The following is a 22,381-nucleotide window of genomic DNA, read 5'->3' on the forward strand; positions in this document are numbered from 1 at the left end:
GGAACAAAATTTTAATATGATCAGCAGCAAGCCATTAGACATTCCCTGCTCCCTGCAGGAACGGAAAGTGTTGGAGAAGATTGCGCTGGCAGCCCACGAACTGGGCACGCCGGCCTATCTGATCGGAGGCTTCGTACGCGATAAAATACTGGGAAGAAGAACAAAAGACATGGATATCGTGTGCGTGGGAGATGGCATCGCCCTGGCACACAAGGTGGCCGAAGCCTTGGGCGACAATATCCCCGTCAGCTTCTTTAAAACATACGGCACGGCACAGGTGAAATGGCACGAATTCGAAATCGAATTCGTGGGCGCCCGCAAAGAAAGCTACCGCCGCGAATCCAGGAACCCCGACGTGGTGGCCGGCTCCCTCGAGGATGACCAGAACCGCCGCGATTTTACGATCAACGCGCTGGCTGTCAGCCTCAGAGACGTAGACTACGGCTCCCTGATAGATCCCTTCGGCGGAATGGCCGATATGGACAAACAGTTGATCCGTACGCCGTTAGAACCCGCACAGACGTTCAGTGACGACCCCCTGCGCATGATGCGCGCTATCCGCTTCGCGTCCCAGCTGCAGTTCACCATCAGTGATGAGGCCTTTAAAGCGATCCAGGACAACGCGGAACGTATCCGCATCATCACACAGGAACGGATATCCGACGAGTTCAATAAAATTATGCTCTCCCCCAAACCCTCTGTGGGTCTGGACCTGCTCTATAAGGCAGGCCTGCTTAAAATCATCTTCCCCCAGATGACAGACATGGTAGGGGTGGAAATGTACGAAGGCAAAGGACACAAGGATAATTTCTATCATACCCTGCAGGTAGTGGACAATATTTCCGTTCATACCCGCGACCTCTGGCTCCGATGGGCCGCACTGCTGCACGATATCGGTAAACCGGCCACGAAAAAATTTGAGCCGGGCCACGGCTGGACTTTCCACGGCCACGATGCGGTGGGAGGGAAGATGGTGACCCGTATCTTTACCAAATTCAAATTACCCCTGCATGATAAAATGAAGCTGGTCAAAAAGCTGGTGGAACTCCACCTGCGCCCGATCAGCCTCACCAAGGAAAATATAACGGACTCGGCTATCCGCAGGCTCCTGTTCGATGCCGGCGACGATATCGAATCACTCATGATGCTGTGCGAAGCCGATATCACCTCCAAAAACAAATCCAAGGTGAAACGTTATCTGGAGAATTTTGAACTGGTGCGCAAAAGGCTGAAGGAAGTGGAGGAAAGCGATCGTATCCGCAACTGGCAACCACCTGTTACCGGCGAAATGATCATGGAGACGTTCGATCTGAAACCCGGCCGGGTAGTGGGCGACCTCAAAAACGCTATCAGGGAGGCTATCCTCGACGGTGAAATACCTAACACCTACGAAGCTGCCTACGCTTTTTTGCTGGAAAAAGCAAAAGCCCTGGACCTTACCCCAGTTAAATAAAATTGGTAATTTTACATAACCAGAATTAAGAAACGATTAATTGTTATCAGCGCCGTTAACCACGCGTTGGGAATTAATATATTTATCTAACTTATAACCAAATTGTCATGCCGGTTTTGAAATTCAGAGTATACTGGGAAGAAGATGAAAGTGTTTACAGAGACATTTCCATTAAGCCGAATCAGACTTTTTTAGCATTACATACGGCCATTTTGCAGGCTTTTGAATTTGATACCAAACATGCAGCTACCTTCTTCCGTAGTAACGATAACTGGCAACGTGGCCGGGAAATCATCCTGCAGGAAGATAAACAGCCCCGCAAAGTGGAGCCGTTGCTCATGTCGGAAACGACTATCGCCGCTGCGGTGAAAGCGCCCAACCAAAAATTCATCTATCTCTACGACTTCGCCAAAAACTGGTCTTTCCTCGTAGAACTCATCGGTGTGTCCAAAGATGAGAACGCTAAACTCACCTACCCGGTATGCGTACGCAAGGAAGGCCTCGCCCCCAGCCAATACGGTACCAAAGGCCTCGTAGGCGATAAACTCGTGGAAATGGAGGAGAAATATGACCTCAACAAGGAAGGCATGGACGAAGACGGCTTCGGCGAAGAAGGCGAAGAGGAAACCAACGATGGCGCCGATGAATTTGGTGGCGGCGCAGAGGACGAAAATAATTTCTAATCTGAAAACAGTCATTATCATAGCAGGCCCCACGGCCTCCGGTAAAACGGCGCTGGCTATACGGTTGGCGCAATTGTACCACACCTCGGTGATCTCTGCCGATTCCAGGCAATGTTACCGGGAAATCAGCATCGGTACGGCTAAACCTACCCCGGAGGAACTGGCGGCTGTTCCGCACTACTTTATCGATTCCCATTCTATCCGGGAAGAAGTTAATGCCGGTGTCTACGAACAACTGGCCCTGCAGTATGCCCGCGACATCTTCCGGGACAACGATGTGGCCATTATGTGCGGCGGTACCGGCCTGTATATCCGTGCTTTCTGTGAAGGTATCGATGATATGCCAGCCATTCCGCCTGGTGTCCGCGAACGGCTCAACGCGCAATACCAGGAACATGGCCTCGCCTGGTTGCAGGAACAGCTGCAGCTGCGCGACCCGGCTTTTTATGCTACCGCGGAAACACAAAACCCGCAACGGCTTATCCGGGCGCTGGAAGTCCTGGAGGCTACCGGTCATTCTATCACCACCTTCCGTACCGCCACCAAAGCGCAGCGGGATTTCCGCGTGATTAAAATTGGTATCAACCTGCCGAAGGAACTATTACACGAAAACATCCACAAACGGGTAGACCTCATGATGGACGCCGGCCTGGTCGCTGAAGTGAAGAGTGTAGTGCCCTACCGGCAACACAATGCTTTGCGTACTGTAGGTTATCAGGAGATATTTGACTACTTCGATGGCAAACTGTCCCTCGAAAAGGCTGTAGAAGACATTAAAACACATACCCGCCAATACGCCAAAAGACAGCTGACCTGGTTCCGCAAAGACACGGCATACCACTGGTTCGATCCCCGCTACCCGGAGGTGATCGTCAATTGGGTGCAACAGCAGTTGCAGCAACCATCCTGATCACTGCCAGCAATACTTTCTGCTGGTCTCCAACAAATGTGAGCTATCAAAGTCCAATCATATTATCCGCATAAAAAAAGCTGGCCCTAAAGCCAGCTTTTTTATTATATCGCAGATCAGGGCTTTTACCTGATTAAAACTTCAATCCCATGGTCAGTACCACGTTGCTTCTGGTGTAATCCAGCGTGGCGGCGGCAGGTGTGAGTGCCGGAACGGTGCTGGTATACAGGCGGTAGCGGTCGTTGCCCTGTGTGTAGCTGTAAGCCAGGTCCATGTACAGGCCTTTGTTACGGTACCCGAAGCCTGCGCTGTACACTTTCCGGGAGGCGTCGGTATTGGCGTTGTAAGCGTCGTTGCTGTATGGGTTGCCATACCATGCAAAACCGGCCCTTACGGCGTAGAGGGTGGCAAATTTCAGTTCAGCGCCTACCCGTACGTTGGATACGGCTTTATAGATAGCGCTGATATTGTCGTTCAGGGATTTCTCGTTATCACGGGCGTTGCTCATTTTGAATTTGCCGGATGACTGGTTCACGTATTCATAATCCGCGGTGATGAAACCCTGGGTATTGCTTACGTGGGTGATGTCGCCGAAGAAGTAGGTAACACCTGCCATGGCGCGGAGGGGCGCTACGTAGTTGTAATCATATTCTACAGGATAACCGTTGGTCACGTCGTTGGAGTGAACATACTGTTTGCCCATGTAGTTCTCTGTATTTACTTCGATGTCGGCGGTATAGCTGTCATGCAGGCTGTAGTAGGTCGGTGTGTGGAAGGCGCCGCCCAGACGGAAGCGGGGACTGACCTTATAGAGCACGCCTAATTTAGCGCCGATACCAAGACCGGTCCTTTTCAGGTACTGACGGTAGTCATAGTAGCCAAAATCGTTATTGGGACGGTTGCCGCCGTTGTTGGTGGCATCATCTTCCATGACGGTGAAGTCCTCGCGGTAGTTAACGTTGGGAACATTCACACTACCGCCGATGTATAAACGGTTACCATAGTTGCCGGCTACTGCAAACGCAAATTCGTTCAGGCCTCCCCGTGTTTCCAGGGTGCCCCGTTGCTGAACGGCGGTGAGGTAATCGGTGGGACTGTTGGTGGGCCGTGTCGGGGAAGCGTTGCTCATTACTTCTTCTGTGCCGTTCTGATGTTTGAACATGTCTATCAGGCCGGCGCGGTAGGCGATACTGCCACCCAGCGGGTAATTGTTATTGAGACCGTCTTTATTCTCGTACCACATCTGGTCCACCCAGCTGTCAGAGAAAGAAGACTTGTCATTATAACCGGCTACGGCTACTTTATTGTTATAGTTGGCCATGCGGGTATAACCGAGGGAGAAGGTGACGTTGTTCCAGGCATTTTCGCCGGTGCCTTTGTTGGTGGCGAAGATGACGCCAACGCTGGGCATTTGGAAGTTGGTCTTGTTACCTTTGTTGTCCAGCTGGTTATTACCGAGGTAATTGGAAGAGTTGTTGGTCAGACCTAAGCCGGCAGAAATGAGGAACTCACCGGTCTTGAACATGCCGATACCGGCCGGGTTAGAGTGTGCTGAGGAATAGTCGCCGCCCAGGCCTATGCCTGCGCCTCCCAGTGACTGTGCTCTTGCTGTTCCGAAGGGTTGGTTCGGAGAGTAGAGCAGGGCGTCATTCGAGCTCTGCGCCATTGCGGTAACGGATAAAAAGAGTCCTCCTAAAAGAGGGTAAATTCTTTTAATCATAATACTATAAACTTAAAAATTGAGATGTATTGGCAGTATGTCTGCTGAATAACGTGCTGCGACAGCTATAACGTTCACAAATAGGCAAAACTTATGTCCTATAAAAAGATAAGCGTAGTTTTTTTGCTACGCTTATCTTGAATTCGTTAGGGATTAACGTCCGCCTCTGGAAGGACGGCTGTAGCCACCGCCACCACCACCGCCGCCGGTGTTGCTGCGTCCGCCGCCACTGGGTGCTGAGTAGCTGGGTGACGGAGAAGGCATGGAAGGACGGGAGTATTCCACCCGGGATGGGCGGGAATAGTTGCCACCGTTATTATTGTTGATACGCCCGCCGCCATTATCGTAGGAAGGACGGGAGATAACTGGTCTTTCTGAACTGGACTGCTGGAATATGCGACGTGGACGGTCTGTGTTGGACGGCACATAGTTGCCGTTGCCACCGCCGTTCACTGGTGCTGTGGCGCCTCTGGAAGGACGGTAATAACCACCGCCGCCGGCATTGCCACCGCTGTTGTCAGTGTAGTTGGTGCGGGAGATACGTTCGTTGCTGTTTCTCACCGGTCCGTAGGAATTGGCAGGACGGGTATAGTAACCACCGCCGTAGTGGCCGCCACCATAATAACCACCGCCGTAGTAACCACCTGCATAATAGGGGTAGTAGTGGCCGTAGTAACCGCCATAGTAAGGCCAGTAGGAACCAATGTAGGGATAACCGCCCCAACCCATTCCCATGCCCATGCTCCATGGACTGTAGAAACCACCGTAACCCCAGCCGAAGCCCATGCTGATGGAAGGACCCCAGAGGCTGCTGTAACCGAAGCTGCTGTACGGGCCAAAGCCATAACCGAAGCCGCTGCCCATGTAAAGGTTGCTGGCCGCGTTATAGCCGTCCCAATAGCCACCGTTGTAGGTGTTGGCATTGCTGCCAAAACGGTTGATCCGGCGTTGATAATCACCCTGATCGCCGTCATACGTCACATAAGTGCCGCCATCATCAGGCGCATCTGTATATCTGCCGTTCTCATCCTGTACAGAATTACCGTTGGAACCATTATTGGAAGCATAGGTACGCTGCTGCTGGCGAGGTGAATAATATACATCGTCCGGTGTCTGGGCCGTCTTGTATGTGCTGGAACATGCGCCCAGAGCGAACGAACCAGCCAGTGCAATGTATAGTATAGGTTTCATTTGAAATATATTTTTAGCGTGATTTATATAGTAAATTTACAATTTTATAACGGATATCAGGGAACAAAGTTACAATTACCGAACGGGTTATTTTATTTTGGCCGGACTATTTGCACCTTTATGATTTTCATGTAGGTTTGTAACATTTTCTTTTTAAATATCTGAGGCAAAAACTAAGCCAGTTTGACACCTTTTTCCGGTCCGCCCGAAGGATAATTTTGACTAGACAAATTTGATAAATTTTTACTAAAAGACAAAGGAATATAAATTAGTATTATTTTTTATGAGTAAAGAGATCACAGCCCGTTCGGAAGATTATTCGAAATGGTACAATGACCTGGTGGTGAAAGGCGGTCTGGCAGACTACTCTGCCGTAAGAGGCTGTATGGTGATCAAACCATATGGCTTCGCGATCTGGGAAGCAATGCGCGACGTCCTGGACAGTAAATTCAAGGAAACAGGTCATCAGAACGCCTATTTCCCGCTGTTTATCCCCAAAAGCTTCCTCAGCAAGGAAGCCGCCCACGTGGAAGGCTTCGCCAAGGAATGTGCCGTGGTGACCCACTACCGCCTGAAAAACGACCCCAACGGCGGTGGGGTAGTGGTAGACCCGGAAGCTAAACTGGAAGAGGAACTGATCGTTCGTCCCACTTCTGAGACCATCATCTGGAATACATATAAAGACTGGATTCAATCTTATCGTGACCTCCCCCTGCTGATCAATCAGTGGGCCAATGTGGTACGCTGGGAAATGCGCACCCGCCTTTTTCTCCGTACGGCCGAATTCCTCTGGCAGGAAGGCCACACGGCCCATGCCACAGCAGAAGAAGCCATCGCGGAAGCAGAACAGATGTTGCATATATACGCTGACTTCGCTGAACAATACATGGCCGTACCAGTCATCCGCGGTGTAAAAACCGCCAGCGAAAGATTTGCCGGCGCTGTCAACACCTATTGCGTGGAAGCCCTCATGCAGGACGGTAAAGCCCTCCAGGCAGGCACCTCCCACTTCCTCGGCCAGAACTTCGCAAAAGCCTTCGATGTACAGTTCTCCAACAAGGAAAATAAACTGGACTACGTATGGGCCACCTCCTGGGGCGTATCCACCCGCCTGATTGGAGGCCTCATCATGGTACACAGCGATGACCAGGGCCTCGTACTGCCTCCCCGCATTGCCCCCCTCCAGGTGGTGATCGTACCTATCTATAAAGGCGCTGACCAGAAAACAGCCCTTGATGAAAAAGTCAGTGTAATTGTGGCGGAACTGAAAAAAGCCGGTATCCGCGTTAAATACGACGATTCCGATAATAACCGCCCGGGCTGGAAATTCGCTGAATACGAAATGAAAGGGGTACCTGTTCGTATAGCCATCGGCGCAAGAGACCTCGAAAACAACGTGGCTGAGGTTGCCCGCCGCGATACGAAAGAGAAAATGAGCCTTTCCCTCGACGGACTGGCCGGCCGTATCAGCGAGCTGCTGGAGGAAATCCAACAGCAACTCTTCACCAAAGCACAAACCTACCGGGACGAACATATCACCCGCGTAGATACCTTCGATGAATTCCAGAAAGTACTGGATGAAAAAGCAGGCTTCGTGTCCGCCCACTGGGATGGTACCGCTGAAACAGAAGAAAAAATCAAAGAACTGACAAAAGCAACTATCCGTTGTATACCACTGGACAACCCTCAGGAAGCAGGTATCTGCGTTTTCTCAGGTAAACCGTCCAAAGAACGGGTATTGTTTGCCAGAGCGTACTAAAGTCAATTACAGATTACGAATTACGAATTACGAATGTGGACCCATTTGTAGTTGTAATTCGTAATTTGTAATTAATGAAATTGCAATGACCACCTGTTAACAGACCCACTGACATTAGCAGCCCTCATTCGTAATTCGTAATTTGTAATTCGTAATTCATCATTGATGTCCATTACCCGTTTCATACTGTTATGGTGGCTGGTCATCTTTTGCACAGGTTACAACGCACAGGCCCAGGGCCTGATGATCCGCAACTACAATGTAAAAGATGGGTTGGCTAACGCTACTGTTTATGCCGCCGTACAGGATAAAGACGGATTCATCTGGTTTGCTACACCCACCGGTGTCAGTAAGTTCGACGGTAAACGTTTTCGTAACTACGCCAAAAAGGACGGCCTCCCCGATAATGATGTGGTCAAGCTCGCCGCTGACTCACAAGGAAAACTATGGTTTTTTACCCTCAACGGAAAACTCTCTTTCTACGATCATACCTATATTCACAACGAAGACAATGACGCCTCCCTGAAATTCAATGGCCGAAGCCATTACATGCAATACGCTTTTGAAGGGGATGCCCGCTTTGTGTATTTCTTTAATTCCAATAACCGCATTGTAACGTACAACGGTAAAAGCACAGAATACGATAAACGTGATATCGAAACCAATTTCCTCTACCTGCTCCGCAACGGAAAGGTCTACCGCCCGCTGCAAAAAGCCTTTCATGTAGAGAACCTCCACGACCCGACAAATCCCACGCAGGAAATATACTCCGTATGCCCGTACCCGTTTGACCGTGAAAACGCGGACACCATACGCAATGCGCCGATGTTGATGGTCCGTAATTCCCTGTACACCTATACTCCCCAGAGAATCAGCTGCTTCTTCAATGGTGCAGACTGGGGCATTAAAGACGAAATCAGCAACCTGTGCATCGATAACGATAACCTATGGATCGGTACCCAGCGCGCATTGTACTATATCAAAGGTTTTTTTAAGGGAGATAAAAAAATCACCAAACTCCTCGATAACCATAATATTACCTCCCTGCTGAAAGACCGCGATGGTAATATCTGGATCACCACCTTCGGCGACGGCGTGTACAATATCCCCTACAAAAACTTCTATTTCAGCTATCTGGACAATACCAACGGCCTCTATTCCCACTCCATCTTCAGCATCTGTAAAGACAAAAAAACAGATATGCTACTGATCGGGCAAAATGCCGGTATCCTCAATACCATTAGCAGTACCGGCGTTACCCGGCAATTCACGCTCGATACTGCCGGCGGCCGCAACAGCCTGCTTTCGATCCTGCCCTATAAGGAAAATGAAGTCCTGATCGGAACGGACAACGGACTGGTACTGTTTAATACCGCCTCTCAGAAAGCATCACAGCTGAAAGCGGTGAAAATGCTGAAAGACGTGGACATCTCCCCCGCAGGGAAAATCAGGATAGCCGCCAAAAATCAGGTGATCGCCCTGGATGACTATGTGATCGGGGACCTGGACATGATCGTTACCTCTATCGCCAGCGTCAACGACTCTATGTATTTCGTCGGCTCCAATAACGGCCTGTTTACCTGCACCGACGGCACCCGTACCCTGAAACCCGCTACCAACGATTCTCTGCGCAAGCTCAGCATCAAAGACCTGAAGTGGGTTGACGGCTACCTGTGGATAGGTACCAGCGACCAGGGTATCTACGTGATGCACGGCGATACGGTCATCAAGCACCTGTCATCCGCCAATAACCTCGCCAGCGATATCTGCCAGCAACTCTATTACGACGGCCACCAAAACCTGTATGTGGCCACCAATAAAGGTGTTTCGGTCATCAATGTGAAAGAACAGCACATTGTCCGTAACATCACCTCCAACGACGGACTCATGTCTGATGATATCCGGGGCGTTTATTACGACGATGGCATCCTGTACATCGCCACCTCCAACGGCCTCTGTTATTTTAAGGGAGACCACCTGCCGGTGGACACCGTACCGCCGGTGATCTACCTGAGCAACATCCGGTACGGCGACAGCACCTATCTGCCGGGAGATAACTTCGTGCATCTCTATAAACGGAAGGCTTCTTTCGAAGCCGAATTCGGCACCATCGTGTTTGACCTGCCGGAACTGGTGGAGTACCAATATAATTTTTCAGGGGACACCACCAATGGATGGGTCACCACCATGTCCAATATTATCCCCTTCCCTGACCTGCAGCCCGGTAATTACAAGCTGATGGTCAGGGCCAGAAAATACAAAAGCGACTGGTCCAAGCCGCTCAGCCTGAATGTCAATATCCTGCCGCAATGGTACCAGCAATGGTGGGCCCGGGGTATTCTCCTCCTGGCGGGCTTGCTGGCGATCCTGGTCGTGCTGCGGTTTATCGTGAAGCGGATCAAACAGGCGGAAAAACGAAAGACGGAATACAACCGCCGCATCGCGGAACTGGAAGCCAAAGCACTGACTAACCAGATGAACCCGCATTTTATCTTTAATTCGCTGAACTCGGTGCAGCACCTGATCCTGGAAAAAGAGGAGAAGCAGGCGCTCAATTTCCTGGCAGACTTTGCCACCCTGATGCGCCAGATGCTAAATAATTCCCGGAAATCGTATATTTCGCTGGAAGAAGAGATCGCCTTCCTGACCCGTTACCTGGAGTTGGAGAAAATACGGTTTGCGCACTCCTTTACTTACCATTTTATTATGGAAGAGTCGCTAAAAGAGTACACCATATACATTCCACCCATGATCATCCAGCCTATCGTGGAAAATGCCATTAAACACGGCCTGGCGCCCAAGAACAGCGCCGGTTACCTCGAAATCCGGATAGAAATGGTGGACGATCTGCTCTATTGCTCTGTGGACGACGACGGAATAGGATGGGACAAGTCCAATAGTATCAAAAGCTCGCGGCTGATAAAACATGAATCTACCGCGCTCAGCGTGATAAAGGAAAGGTTGCAGATTATAAAATCTTTTAATGGAAGTGTTGGAAAGTTAGAAATTATTGATAAATTTAAATCTGGTTTCGGCAATAAGGAAGGTACCTTAGTTGAAATTCTGATTCCCATTGTTAAGATGTTATGAGTAATATAAAAGCTGCCATTGTAGACGATGAAGTCCGCAACATTCATATTTTGCGCAATATTCTGGAAAACTATTGTAAGGATGTTACAGTAGTCGGAGAAGCGCAGAATATCAATGAGGCGGCAGAAATGATTAAAAACAACCCCATTGACGTACTGTTCCTGGACATTGAAATGCCTCCGCATAATGGTTTCCAACTGCTGGAAATGTTCCCGGTGCTGAACTTTGAGGTTATTTTTATCACTGCCTTCCAGGAATACGCTTTACAAGCCATCAAATTTGCGGCATTGGACTACCTGCTAAAACCAATTAAGGTGAGCGAGGTGGAAGATGCATTGGAAAAAGTAAAGAAAAGCAAGAAAGGAAGACTGAACGAACTGGCTTCTATTCTGAAAGACTACGTTAAAAACAACGATAACGCCTTCTCCAAGATAGTCATCCCCGTGAATGACGGGTATAATGTCATTGACCTCAAGGATATTATCTATTGTGAAGCCTTCGACAGCTATACCAAAATACAGCTGATCAACAATGTATCCCATCTGATCTCCAAGTCCCTGAAAGAATACGAGGAAATGTTGTCTGACAAAGGTTTTTACAGGGTACACAAATCCTTCCTGATCAATATTCACCATATTGTGAAGATTATCAAGGGATTGGGTACCGCGGTGGTGATGAGCGACCAGAAAAATATTCCGATTTCCTCCCGTAAAAAAGATGAGTTTTTCACCCAGCTGAAAGGAGTGATCAACCTGTAAGTCTGTCTCACACTGAAGATTTTTAGCCGGTGGCCTTGCGCTTAACCGGCTTTTTTGTGCGTTCCCTGTATGGAATACGCTGTTCACGAGGTCATGTAACCTAACCTCATATACTTATCTTATTTTCATTATGGGTTTTCATAGATCTAGCTATTACTTGTTAGTTTGTCCAGACTTTACTTGTACTTTTTTAAAAGAAAAGCCCCGTTTCGTATGAAGCGGGGCTTTCTTTTAAAAAGGTAGTTAGCGGGCATTACAGGTTTTCCGCACCTGCGCCACCGGTATTGATATTGTAATAGTAGATGTTACCACCTCTCTGCGGATAGAAACCTACCAGTTGTATATTTTTTTCCTTGTCAAGGATGGTGCTGAGCGTATTGACAGAAGTAACTGCAGTGTTGCCAGCCTTCAGGATAACGAAACCGGGCACCATGCTGGTCTGTTTCTTCAGGATGCCGGTACTGATATCATTTACCCTGACACCACCTTTTACGCCAATGCTGGTCGCCTCTTCTTTGGTCAGCTCGGAAAGGTCCGCGCCCAGTCTGTCGAGGCTGGTGATCCGCACCACATCGGTATTGCCCTGCAGATTGCGGAGAGTGATATTGCTGCTGGTGTATTCCTTGTCACCGCGCAGATAGGTAATGCTGATTTTGTCGCCTGGTTTGTAACGGGCCACTTGCTCACTCATCTGGGAGGAACCTGCGATGCTCACGCCATTGATTTTAGTGATGATATCGCCCTGGCGCAGGCCCGCAGACGCAGCGGAACTGTTTTCCATCACTTCGGTGATCTGCACGCCGGTCACATCGCGTTTTACACCGATTTCGCGCAGCTGGTCATCGGTCATAGCAGCGATGGCGGCGGGGGAGGCGTATTTCACACCGAGGTAGGCACGCTGTACGCTTCCATATTTCAGGATATCATTCACCACTTTCCTCACCAGGTTTACCGGGATCGCGTAGGAATATCCTGCATAGGAGCCGGTAGGGGAGGCAATGGCGGAGTTGATGCCTACCAGTTCACCGGCAGTATTCACCAGTGCGCCGCCGCTGTTACCCTGGTTCACCGCAGCATCGGTCTGTATAAAGGATTCGATGGAGTTGTTGATTCTGCCACCGCTTTTATTGATACCGATAGAGCGGGACTTGGCGCTGACGATACCTGCGGTAACGGTTGCGTCGAGGTTAAGCGGGTAGCCTACTGCCAGTACCCATTGACCGATGTCCACGTTATCGGAGTTGCCATACAGCATGTAAGGCAGGTTCTTGGCGGGTATCTTGATCACAGCCAGGTCGGTGCTGGGGTCGGTGCCCACCAGTTTGGCCTTGAAGGTTTTATTTTCATTGGCCAGGGAAACGGTGATCTCATCTGCGTCGGCAATCACGTGGTTGTTGGTCACAATGTAGCCGTCATCGGAGATCAGTACGCCGGAACCGGAGGCCATCTGGCCGGGGATGTAATAGCGGCGGCCATCTCCGCCTCCGTTGAATTCATCGCCAAAAAACTCATCGCCAAAGAGGTCTTGCAGGATGCTGCGTCTTTTCTGAAGCCCGTTGGTTACCTGTCGGGGATTGATTTTTGTTTTGATGTGGACTACGCCGGGAACGGCTGTTTTGGCGGCAGTCACAAAATCGGAGGGGGGAACGGCATTGGCTCTGTTGTCAGTGCCAGGCATGGTGTACCTTGCATAGTTTACGGGGATGTCATTGGAACCGTTTTGAAAAATGCCGGGGCGTCTGCCTTCGAAGTATTTGCCATACACAAATATGGCAGCAACGGCAGTAACAGCACTGATCAACACTGTCGTAACAATTTGCTTGAATTTCATATTATAGTGTGTTTAGCGTTGTGATACTAAATAAAGTATATTTTTAATAACGTAGATAAGATCAATTTATATGCCCTTGATACAAATTTAGTAGCGGTAGCGAATGAAACATACAGTGGCGTAATTACTTTAACAGATTTTTATATCAATCGTTAAATACTGCTAAAAAACAGGCTGACAGGATAACACAGGGCAATGACAATATAACAAAAAGGTTGACAAAATGTTACTCCACCGACGGCACAGAGCAGTGAGAGCGGAAAAAATATTCATTAAGACAAGGGGGCGAAAATCAAATCTGATCTTCGCCCCTTGTCTTAATTGATCTTCAAAATATTATTATGATCACAGTTCCAGCAGGAACGCCAGGGTGTCCACCCCGTCGGCATAATCTGACAGGGAAGGCTGCTGGGCTTTTCCGAAAGGCGTAAACTGTTGGCCTACCAGGCACTGAAGGTCCGCCTGGGCCGCCATGTCTTCGCGGAGCTGCTGTATATCTTTATAATAGCCATAATGCAGCACGCTGAGAGGGGAAAACAAGGAAGCCGCCTCATGAAGCAGGATGCTGCCATTGGTCAGGTAAGCGCTGCTATTGAGCAGGAACAGGGCCAGGTTGTAATCGTAGTTGTTTTTGTACTTGTGATGGTCGGCCAGGTAGTCGTATTTGCCGAGTGCTTTAAGCAGCGGCTCAAAGTCATACCCCTCCGGCACCATTACTTTGGTCACGTTACGGCATCCCAGGCCGAAATAGAGCATTACGTCGTCTGCCAGCGCTTCCAGTTCGGCGGAGGTTTCCCGGCCGGTCAGGATAGCGGCAGAGGTGCGGTTATGCCGGATAATATGCGGGTATTTTGAAAAGTAGTAGTTGAAATACCGGGCGGAGTTGTTGCTGCCGGTGGCAATATAGGCGTCGCAGTTTTTCAGTATTTCCTGTACTTCGGTCTGTTCGGCCTGTTCGGGGTACCATTCGGTCATTTTGTCAAGGATATGACGCATCAGCACTTCATCTTTGGAAGAGAGCTTCATTTTGATATGGTGCCCGCTGATGAATCCGCAGAGCCAGTCATGGAACCCAACGAGGGGGATATTACCGGCCACGACGATGCCCACTTTTTTAGGTGCCCTATCCGCGGTAGTGGCAGGGTACTGCCGCAACCAGGCTTGCAGGGCCGCCGGTTCCAGGTAGTACCGGCAGATGCTGTCGATGGATTTATCAATAAATTCAGGGGTGAACCAGCCATTGGCCAAGTAAGCACGTTCCTTTACTGCTGTCAACTCCGTACTGTTGCCGGCCAAATACTGGCCCAGGCGTACCAATGCTGCTTCTTTTTCCGCTATGTTCATGAAACTGTTATAAATATTTGACTTAATTAAACCGGGAATTTTTATTTTTGTCCACAAAATTAATGGCTTACTACTAAAAAAGTTTACTCTATGGCAATTAAGATAACAGATGAATGTATAAATTGTGGCGCTTGTGAACCGGAATGCCCCAATAATGCCATCTATGAAGGCGGTGTAGAATGGGCACTGGCCGATGGTACAACCGTAAAAGGCAGTTATACCCTGATGGACGGCAGCCAGTTGGACGCAGACCAGCGTAATGCCCCGATCAGTGTAGATACCTATTATATTGTGCCTAACAAGTGTACAGAGTGCCAGGGTTTCCACGAAGAACCGCAATGTGCCGCTGTTTGCCCGGTAGACTGCTGCGTTCCGGACGAAATGTACCAGGAAACAGTAGATGAGCTGATGGCTAAGAAAGACAGACTGCACCTCTAATATATGCAAGCCACCTAATTAAAAGCCGTCCGGTAAGTTCCGGACGGCTTTTTTATACCTGCGGCGGCCCGGGTTCCGCTGACGGCCGGAAATTAATGAAAACGCCGGCTGACCCGCTGTTGACAATTAACAAATAACCTTTAACTTTACCCGCTTATAGTAATTTATCTTATGAAGAAGAACATCGCCTTGGTAGCTGGTGGATATTCCGGAGAATATGTAATATCCGTGCAGAGCGCTGAAACTATAGAAAAAAACCTGGACAGCAGCAAATACGCTGTATACAAAATCATCGTTACCCGGGAGGGATGGCGTCATACGGCCACTGACGGCGCTGTTTATGAAATCGATAAAAACGATTTCTCCCTGAATATAGGCGGCAACAAAATAAAATTTGACGCCGTGTTTATCGGCATCCACGGTACCCCGGGTGAAGACGGCCGTCTGCAGGGCTACTTTGAAATGCTGGACATCCCCTACACCAGCTGTGGCATGGTGACTTCGGCGCTGACTTTCAATAAAAGCTATTGCAATAAAGTGGTGGCGGCCCTCAATGTGGTGAACGTCTCCAAATCCGCCCATATCTTCCGTGACCAGCCGCATGATCCGGCAGCAATTTTGCAGGAACTGCGTTTGCCCGTTTTCGTGAAACCGGCGGAGGGCGGCAGCAGCATCGGCATGTCTAAAGTGAAAACAGCGGAAGAATTGCCTGCTGCCATCGAAAAAGCCTTTAAGGAAGACAACCAGGTGCTCATCGAAGAATTTATCAAAGGCCGGGAACTGACCATCGGTCTTTATAAAGCCAATGGTGTCCTGAATGTACTACCGATCACGGAAGTGGTGAGCAGCAAGGAGTTTTTCGACTACGAAGCGAAATATACACCAGGCGTGTCCAACGAAATAACGCCGGCGCCGGTATCTGACGACATCAGGGCACTGGTACAGAAAACAGCATCTGCGCTGTATAACAAACTGAATTGTAAAGGGATCGCCCGGATTGACTTTATCTATGAAGAAGCCACCGGTAAACTGTACTTCCTGGAAGCCAACACCATGCCCGGCCAGTCTGAAAACAGCCTTGTGCCGCAACAGGTAAGGGCCGCCGGTAAAACCCTGCAGGAGTTTTATGGCGAAGTGCTGGAAGAATGCATGAAGAAATAAATTACGAATTACGAATTACGAATTATGAATAAAGCAGATGCTTAATTCGTAATTCGTAATTCCTAACTCGTAATTCGTAATTCGTAATTCGTAATTTTAAAATATGTTTGACTTTATTACCAAACGCTCTTTCGGAATTAACCTGGTGATCGTAATAGCGTTCTTTTTTGGACTGGCACTGCTGTTCTTCTCCCTGTTGGGCGTTATTACCCGGCATAATGAAGAACTGACCGTTCCGGACGTGCGGGGGAAAAGTGTGAAAGAAGCCATTGCCCTCCTGGAAAAGGCAGGATTTGAAGCCGATGTAAGAGACTCCATCTACATAGACAGTATCCCTCCTTTGTCTGTATGGGTACAAACTCCCGATAAAGGCGCGCGGGTAAAAGTCGGCAGAACGATTTACCTGACAGTCAACAAAGTTGTGGCCCCCATGGTGAAAATGCCTGACCTGGAAGGACTGACCTTCCGCAGCGCTGAAATGGTGCTGAAAAGCGTGCGCCTCAATGTGGGAGATACCATCTATAAACCGGACTTCGCCACTAATACCATCCTGCAGCAGCTGCTCAATGGTAAACGGGTTAAACCCGGCACCCCTGTAGCTGAAGGCAGCAATATTACGCTGATCATCAGCAGCGGTACCGGCAGCATCGAAAATCCGGTGCCCGATTTTGTAGGCCTCACCTTTACGGAAGCCCGTGAAATGCTGAACGCCAACAATCTGAGCGCAGGCACCATTATTATAGATCCGGGCGTAACGGATACGGCCAACGCCTTTATCATCAAGCAGGTGCCTACCCGCAGAAATGAAATCGGAGACTTCAATATGGTAAGGGCCGGTGAAAGCATTGACCTGTGGCTGTCTGCCACCAAACCGGTGAAAGACTCCACACAGGCTCCGGTACAACAATAACAAACATCAAAACCACCATTTTTAAACCGAACTTAAACTTAATATCATGCAGAATATCACAAAAGAAGAACTGAAACAGCGCATGGACAACGGTGAACAACTGAACATCCTCGATGTTCGTGAACCACACGAACGCGCTGAATTTAACATCGGTGGCTTTCATATTCCGCTGGGCCTCGTGCAGGCAATGCAGGTGGATGAAATTGAGCACCTGAAAGACGAAGAAGTGATTGTTTACTGCCGCAGCGGCAACCGTAGCGGCCAGGCATGTATGCTGCTCGAAACCATGGGCTTCACCAATGTGAAGAACCTGACCGGCGGTATGCTTAACTGGCAGGCGTAACAATAAAGATCATACAAAGCGCGAAGCTTAGCAGGGGTAATGTATTTTACCAGTCCCTGCTAAGCTTCGCGCTTTATAGGTATATCGTTTTTTATTCTCCGCTTACAATAGCCGTGGCTTCTATCTCCACCAGGTAGCGGGGATCTATCAGCCTGCTTACTTCCACCATGGTGGTGGCGGGTTTGATGGCTTTGAAAAATTCACCATGTGCCCGGCCATACTCTTCCCAGCGGGAAATGTCCGTTACAAACATGCGCGTTCTGACCACATCGTGCAGCGTGGCGCCTGCGGACACCAGGACGGATTCTATTTTAGCCAGTACAAAACGGGTTTGTTCATAGGCATCACCTTCCGCTACCACTTTATCATTGTCTACCGCTACTGTTCCTGACACTTCGATGGTATTGCCTATCCGTACCGCGCGGGAATATCCCACTTTGTTTTCCCATTGCGCGCCGGAGGAATAATGGGTACGTTTCATAAAATTATATTTTGAAGAAGGGTAAGAAGACAGTTCAAAAGTACGTTTTAAAGGGCATTGGCGCACGTATTTTGTATGCTGCTGTTCCTCCTGGGCTGCTGTGCTGCCTTCTTACACCCCGTTATTGGCGGCTGATTGCTGTGGCGGCAGGTTTCGGAACTTGACCACCCTGCCCAGCAGATCGAACCAGAAAGGTGCGCCCAGTGAAATAGCCAGGGCGGTAATGCACCATCCTGCCAACACCATCCAGCCGTTTTTCTGGTAGGGATGTGTAAAGCCACAGCGGAGTTTCTTTTTGCCGCCGGTGGTGTCGGTCACACAATCACGGCTGATGCCCAGTACATTTTTAGCGTCGCCGGCGTCCTGGCGAAGGATAGCGTAAACGCCAATAAGCGCGGTATCTTTTAACATGATGCTGACAGACGTGTCCTGTCTGAAATAACTGCTGTCGCGATGGAAGATGTTTTTTCGTGTAAGCGTGTCCGTAACTGCCGCATAGGAGGGCTCGCGACTGGCCGCCAGGCGTACCATCTGCTCCCGCACATTTTTATCTTTCATCAGAATACGGGCGATAGCGATGCTATCAACATTAAACACCGCAGCAATGCCCAGTCCCAGTATCAGCAGCCACACCTGTGTTTGGCGGCGGTACCAGCCACTGGCGCGGGTCATGGTTTCATTGAACCAGGTCTCCATATTGGCCCGGAACCGGTCCACATCGTAATGGGCATCTTCAAAAAGATTCCGCAGATGGGCAATGGTATCGGGCGCCAGCTGCAGCGTATTATAAGTCAGGCTGTGGCGGATAGCAGCTGTCTCTGACTGGTTTTCCTCCGGTGTTCCGCGCAGCAGGTGGACCATCGTCTGTGAAAATATCTGCGGGCTGATATAGGCAGGCCTGGCAGAGGCGCTGTTTTCTCCCAGGTAGCGGATTGAAGGCGACTGGTAGAACTTCTTCAAAAAAGGACTGTGCTGAAAAGGCGCGAAAAAATAGACCACGCTCCAGCCCAGCTCGTAAAACCAGTTGAAGAAAGTGAAGCGGCCAAAAGCGCCCAGGTCTCCGCTGCGGTCATCATCCTCCAGCAAGCGACGCAGTGCTTTGGTCAATACCCGCGCCCGGGCGTTGAACAGCCGGGCGGCCATCTCCTGTATAATGGAGGCTAACAAACTGTAGAGCAAATAAATGAATATCAGCCCAAGTGCCACATCTATGGCAAGATTACTAAACATAGGATACTTGATTAGTTGACATATTGATATAAAGTTAAATATTTATACTAAAGGTAGCATGGGACGACGCAGTGTATTTGTGTGCTGGCTTTTTTTGTAAATCACACGTTTGTGTGATGGTGAAAATTTGATTTTTTATGCTACTTCGCGGTGTTCAAAGAATGTATGTTAACCTTGTCCACCCAAATACTCAATATTCTGTCAAATCATTTATCTATGAAATATTTCAAATTGGTAGGCTACTGGCTTGTTATCTGTTGTTTTATCTGCCCGGCAGTATCATTGGCACAAACGGAGGTTCCCTGGAAGTTCATCGGCTCAACACAAGATGAGTCCAGCGCTTATAACCTTTACTATTATAAAATTGCCCAGGTAAACGCGCCCAATCACAGATATGCTTCCCTGATAGAGCTCTCTATTCAGGGAGATGCAAATTATTTTGACATGCAGGGAACATATCTGATCCGTATTGACAAATGGGATAATTCACCCAATAGGTTTGACGGCATGGAAATCCGGTGTACTTCCGGTAATCCTGCTGCGGCCGTATTTTATGTCTTTAACGATGCCTTGTGGGTGAGGTCGAATTATAAATGGGGTGGCGTGTTTGTAAAGGCGGCCCATTTGGTATATAGTCCTTTAACAGATGGTAACTATGGACAAACAACCACGGAACCAACCGGCTTTTTGGCAAAAACGGGCGACTACGGCCTGAAATGCGATTTCGATGGCAATCGTTTCTTTAGGTTGCCCTTTAATGATATAAACGGGTTTACCTATAATTCTGAAGGTATTTCTCTTGGTCAACCGTTAAAACAAAGTGTACTCTCCATCAATGGAAAGGATATGCCGAACAGGGACTTTATATATATCACCAGGGATTCTATTTCTGCACAGGCAGACATTTTTTCCAATTACAAGGGAGGAACCGATACACAGAATGGTATATTAGGATATGGAGTTAGGCCAATGAGCAAAGCCTGGCAGATTTGGGAAAAAGGCTATCATGCAGACTGGTCTAATCTTTTTCATGTGGGCGTCAATGGAGACATCGGTATCGGAACAATGAATCCCACCGCAAAACTGGCTGTAAACGGAACTGTCCTTGCTAAAAGAGTAAAAGTAAGCGTTGCTGCCGCTGAATGGCCTGACTTCGTTTTCAGCAAAACCTATACGCTGCCCTCTTTACAGGAAGTGGAGAACTATATCAGTCAGCACCAGCACCTGCCTGATATGCCGGCAGCTGCGGACGTGGCCAAAGACGGCCATGATCTGGGTGAAATGAACCGGAAGCTGTTGCAGAAAGTAGAAGAGCTCACGCTGTATATCATCGACCTGCAAAAAAGAATTGCTACGCTGGAACAGCAGTCTAACTAAATAACATCTTATCAAAAACCAGTAAAAACCATAAATCAAACAAAAACCATGGGAGTTAATTATCTCGTACTAGGATTTACCAGTCTGTATCTGGGCGGCACCTTTCTGTACTACAAATACGCAAAGAAAAAAGGCATCGCGTTCAGGTATAAGCCTTTTTACCTGTTGGCCGTAGCGATTCTCTTTGTGCTGTCACTGTATGGCATTATTGTTGGAAAACAGTTTTTCTAAGCCCAACCATTTTTCAATGAACTTACAACTGCCTGTGTAAAACAGGCAGTTGTATATAAGCTTACAGATAATCATGGGTGGAAAATCCATTTACCCGTTTCTTTGGGTATTGCTGATTACAATCCTGCTTTTCTTATGGATGTTTGGAAAGAAAAAAAGCAGGAACAATGCCAATAAAAAGCAGCAGTCAAAACAGGATGCACAGAAATCTTACAGGCACGCCAAACAACCACGAAGAGTGAGTAAGTAAAAGCATCTCCTCATGAGGCAAACTCAAAAAAACAACAGCTGCCCCCTACCCAGGTATCGGTACTGTTGAAGCCTACGCCGATCATTTTGCCCTTACTGATCCTGGACAGATTGTGCACCAGTATAGGCCGTGGCGAACTATCGGGCCAGATGTACATCATCCGGATTTCGCAGATAGCAGGACCGGTGGGCGTTTGTATGGCGGGCGCGTATTTTACTTTGTGTTGCAATATCCAGTTCTCCGGATCTTTAATATTATCAATATCTTCCTGGGTCACATCTATCATCACACCTTTGCCGGCAAAGGAAAACAGAGGTTTCAACACATAATTTTCCAGGTCGGTGGGTAACACCGGCAGTTCATGCAGGAACCAGCTTTTAGGCACAAATTCACTATGTATAAAAGGCATGGTGTATTTGCTGATCCGGTAAAACCAGTTGGGGTGAGTGATCCATTCCACATCGAGGTCCTGGAACAGATTTACATGCGGTTCCAGGTGGCCGGCCTGCTGTTGCAGGTCATCAAAAATGATGCGGTTATAGATGCGCTGGATGGGCGTTTTCACGCCATCGCGCATGTAGAACAGTTTTTTACCTTCCTGTATCAGTTTCGTAAGGCATACCGTGCGGATGCCGATATATTTCTCTGTACTGTGAAAATCGATGCGTGTTTTTTGTTCTTCCGGCTTAATTTCCAGCAGCACTACTTCTTCCGCAGGCAGGTCGCCGACGATCATTTCACGGAGCAGCTGATAGTAGGCTTTTTCATCGATGCCGTTGAAAAAGTTGTTCAGTTGTTCAGGAATATTGAAGTGGTTTTTAAACTGGCGGGCCATCACATCCTGAAAGGCGTACATAGTGGGAAAGCCTTGCAGCTCGATAAGTTGTGGTGTATAGGCGCCCGCCTCGTCGCGGCACACGGCAAAATCAATGACAATAAAATGTGGGTGTTCATTTTCATGCGGCACCTTCAGGTCTGCCGGGATGGCGTCCTGTGTAATGGTTTTGAAGTCGGGCCGCAGGACCACGTTAACGATCTCTTCACAGGCCTGTATCAATTTGCCGGTCAGGTCGGCAGGTACGAACACCGGTGTTTCGGCCACACGGAATGCAGGTGCAATACCGGCATCCTGGGCGATACCTTCCAGGAATGCCTGGTAACGGTCGTTTGTAAACTGTTCATTATATGCCTTTCTGACTTCGGGTATCATAATATTGGAAT

At 48.8% G+C, this 22,381-nt stretch carries 19 protein-coding genes; 12 read left to right on the plus strand and 7 right to left on the minus strand.

All coding sequences use genetic code 11. The features are described 5' to 3' along the window. The first annotated feature begins 16 nt into the window (after window positions 1–16). The 3 genes from ACTJJS_RS03340 (at window position 17) to miaA (ending at window position 3,046) form a co-directional block, all read left to right on the plus strand. Window positions 17–1,453 carry a CCA tRNA nucleotidyltransferase gene (locus ACTJJS_RS03340; RefSeq protein WP_343744999.1) on the plus strand — a complete coding sequence of 479 codons (1,437 nt, stop codon included), beginning with the start codon at window positions 17–19 and terminating at the stop codon, window positions 1,451–1,453. 107 nt (window positions 1,454–1,560) lie between these two features. Continuing rightward, a complete protein-coding gene (locus ACTJJS_RS03345) occupies window positions 1,561–2,136 on the plus strand; it encodes a plasmid pRiA4b ORF-3 family protein (RefSeq protein ID WP_168869266.1) in 576 nt (191 codons plus the stop codon). Further along, window positions 2,087–3,046, plus strand: coding sequence for a tRNA (adenosine(37)-N6)-dimethylallyltransferase MiaA (gene miaA, locus ACTJJS_RS03350; RefSeq protein ID WP_247654818.1), 960 nt, complete (start codon window positions 2,087–2,089; stop codon window positions 3,044–3,046). Before ACTJJS_RS03345 ends, miaA begins: the two co-directional genes overlap by 50 nt. Window positions 3,047–3,179: 133 nt before the next feature. Here the strand turns inward: miaA and ACTJJS_RS03355 are convergent, their stop codons facing one another. Continuing rightward, window positions 3,180–4,712, minus strand: a complete 1,533-nt coding sequence (locus ACTJJS_RS03355; RefSeq protein ID WP_440662412.1) for an OmpP1/FadL family transporter — start codon at window positions 4,710–4,712, stop codon at window positions 3,180–3,182. A gap of 207 nt (window positions 4,713–4,919) precedes the next feature. Then, the gene (locus ACTJJS_RS03360) at window positions 4,920–5,957 is read right to left on the minus strand and encodes a hypothetical protein (RefSeq protein WP_440662413.1); all 1,038 of its coding nucleotides are present in this window, start codon (window positions 5,955–5,957) and stop codon (window positions 4,920–4,922) included. Between the two features lie 283 nt (window positions 5,958–6,240). Here ACTJJS_RS03360 and proS point away from each other — a divergent pair, with 283 nt between their 5' ends. The 3 genes from proS to ACTJJS_RS03375 all read left to right on the plus strand — a co-directional run bounded on the left by proS (window position 6,241) and on the right by ACTJJS_RS03375 (window position 11,564). Next, window positions 6,241–7,716, plus strand: a complete 1,476-nt coding sequence (gene proS, locus ACTJJS_RS03365) for a proline--tRNA ligase (protein ID WP_440662414.1) — start codon at window positions 6,241–6,243, stop codon at window positions 7,714–7,716. A gap of 165 nt (window positions 7,717–7,881) precedes the next feature. Then, entirely contained in the window at window positions 7,882–10,806 is a 2,925-nt protein-coding gene (locus tag ACTJJS_RS03370; RefSeq protein WP_440662415.1) for a two-component regulator propeller domain-containing protein, read from the plus strand. Continuing rightward, window positions 10,803–11,564, plus strand: coding sequence for a LytR/AlgR family response regulator transcription factor (locus ACTJJS_RS03375; protein ID WP_078672331.1), 762 nt, complete (start codon window positions 10,803–10,805; stop codon window positions 11,562–11,564). The genes ACTJJS_RS03370 and ACTJJS_RS03375 overlap by 4 nt, the downstream gene beginning before the upstream one ends. Before the next feature lie 253 nt (window positions 11,565–11,817). On the opposite strand, the gene ACTJJS_RS03380 is transcribed toward ACTJJS_RS03375, so the two are convergent. Both ACTJJS_RS03380 and ACTJJS_RS03385 read right to left on the minus strand, forming a co-directional pair. Beyond that, the gene (locus tag ACTJJS_RS03380) at window positions 11,818–13,395 is read right to left on the minus strand and encodes a trypsin-like peptidase domain-containing protein (protein WP_440662416.1); all 1,578 of its coding nucleotides are present in this window, start codon (window positions 13,393–13,395) and stop codon (window positions 11,818–11,820) included. Window positions 13,396–13,740: 345 nt separating this feature from the next. Continuing rightward, on the minus strand, window positions 13,741–14,739 hold the full coding sequence (locus ACTJJS_RS03385) for an acyl-CoA reductase (RefSeq protein WP_440662417.1): 999 nt from the start codon (window positions 14,737–14,739) through the stop codon (window positions 13,741–13,743). 90 nt (window positions 14,740–14,829) lie between these two features. Between ACTJJS_RS03385 and ACTJJS_RS03390 the strand changes: the two genes are divergently transcribed. From ACTJJS_RS03390 to ACTJJS_RS03405, 4 genes are all read left to right on the plus strand, one after another. Beyond that, the gene (locus tag ACTJJS_RS03390) at window positions 14,830–15,177 is read left to right on the plus strand and encodes a 4Fe-4S dicluster domain-containing protein (RefSeq protein ID WP_440662418.1); all 348 of its coding nucleotides are present in this window, start codon (window positions 14,830–14,832) and stop codon (window positions 15,175–15,177) included. A gap of 171 nt (window positions 15,178–15,348) precedes the next feature. After that, window positions 15,349–16,338, plus strand: coding sequence for a D-alanine--D-alanine ligase (locus tag ACTJJS_RS03395; protein WP_440662419.1), 990 nt, complete (start codon window positions 15,349–15,351; stop codon window positions 16,336–16,338). A 103-nt stretch (window positions 16,339–16,441) separates the two neighbouring features. Beyond that, a complete protein-coding gene (locus ACTJJS_RS03400; protein ID WP_440662420.1) occupies window positions 16,442–17,248 on the plus strand; it encodes a PASTA domain-containing protein in 807 nt (268 codons plus the stop codon). Window positions 17,249–17,294: 46 nt separating this feature from the next. Then, window positions 17,295–17,591, plus strand: coding sequence for a rhodanese-like domain-containing protein (locus ACTJJS_RS03405; protein ID WP_168869256.1), 297 nt, complete (start codon window positions 17,295–17,297; stop codon window positions 17,589–17,591). A gap of 91 nt (window positions 17,592–17,682) precedes the next feature. Here the strand turns inward: ACTJJS_RS03405 and ACTJJS_RS03410 are convergent, their stop codons facing one another. Together ACTJJS_RS03410 and ACTJJS_RS03415 are read right to left on the minus strand one after the other, a co-directional pair. Continuing rightward, window positions 17,683–18,072, minus strand: coding sequence for a RidA family protein (locus tag ACTJJS_RS03410; protein WP_168869255.1), 390 nt, complete (start codon window positions 18,070–18,072; stop codon window positions 17,683–17,685). Between the two features lie 111 nt (window positions 18,073–18,183). Next, window positions 18,184–19,302 carry a hypothetical protein gene (locus ACTJJS_RS03415; protein ID WP_440662421.1) on the minus strand — a complete coding sequence of 373 codons (1,119 nt, stop codon included), beginning with the start codon at window positions 19,300–19,302 and terminating at the stop codon, window positions 18,184–18,186. Window positions 19,303–19,518: 216 nt separating this feature from the next. Here ACTJJS_RS03415 and ACTJJS_RS03420 point away from each other — a divergent pair, with 216 nt between their 5' ends. Together ACTJJS_RS03420 and ACTJJS_RS03425 are read left to right on the plus strand one after the other, a co-directional pair. Further along, entirely contained in the window at window positions 19,519–20,679 is a 1,161-nt protein-coding gene (locus ACTJJS_RS03420; RefSeq protein WP_440662422.1) for a hypothetical protein, read from the plus strand. A gap of 48 nt (window positions 20,680–20,727) precedes the next feature. After that, window positions 20,728–20,910 carry a hypothetical protein gene (locus tag ACTJJS_RS03425; protein WP_168869252.1) on the plus strand — a complete coding sequence of 61 codons (183 nt, stop codon included), beginning with the start codon at window positions 20,728–20,730 and terminating at the stop codon, window positions 20,908–20,910. Window positions 20,911–21,170: 260 nt separating this feature from the next. Here ACTJJS_RS03425 and ACTJJS_RS03430 read toward each other — a convergent pair whose 3' ends face one another. After that, on the minus strand, window positions 21,171–22,370 hold the full coding sequence (locus tag ACTJJS_RS03430; protein WP_440662423.1) for a hypothetical protein: 1,200 nt from the start codon (window positions 22,368–22,370) through the stop codon (window positions 21,171–21,173). Between the last annotated feature and the right edge of the window lie 11 nt (window positions 22,371–22,381).

The sequence above is a fragment of the Chitinophaga sp. 22308 genome (genome assembly GCF_052045305.1).
In the GTDB taxonomy this organism is placed as follows: domain Bacteria; phylum Bacteroidota; class Bacteroidia; order Chitinophagales; family Chitinophagaceae; genus Chitinophaga; species Chitinophaga varians_A.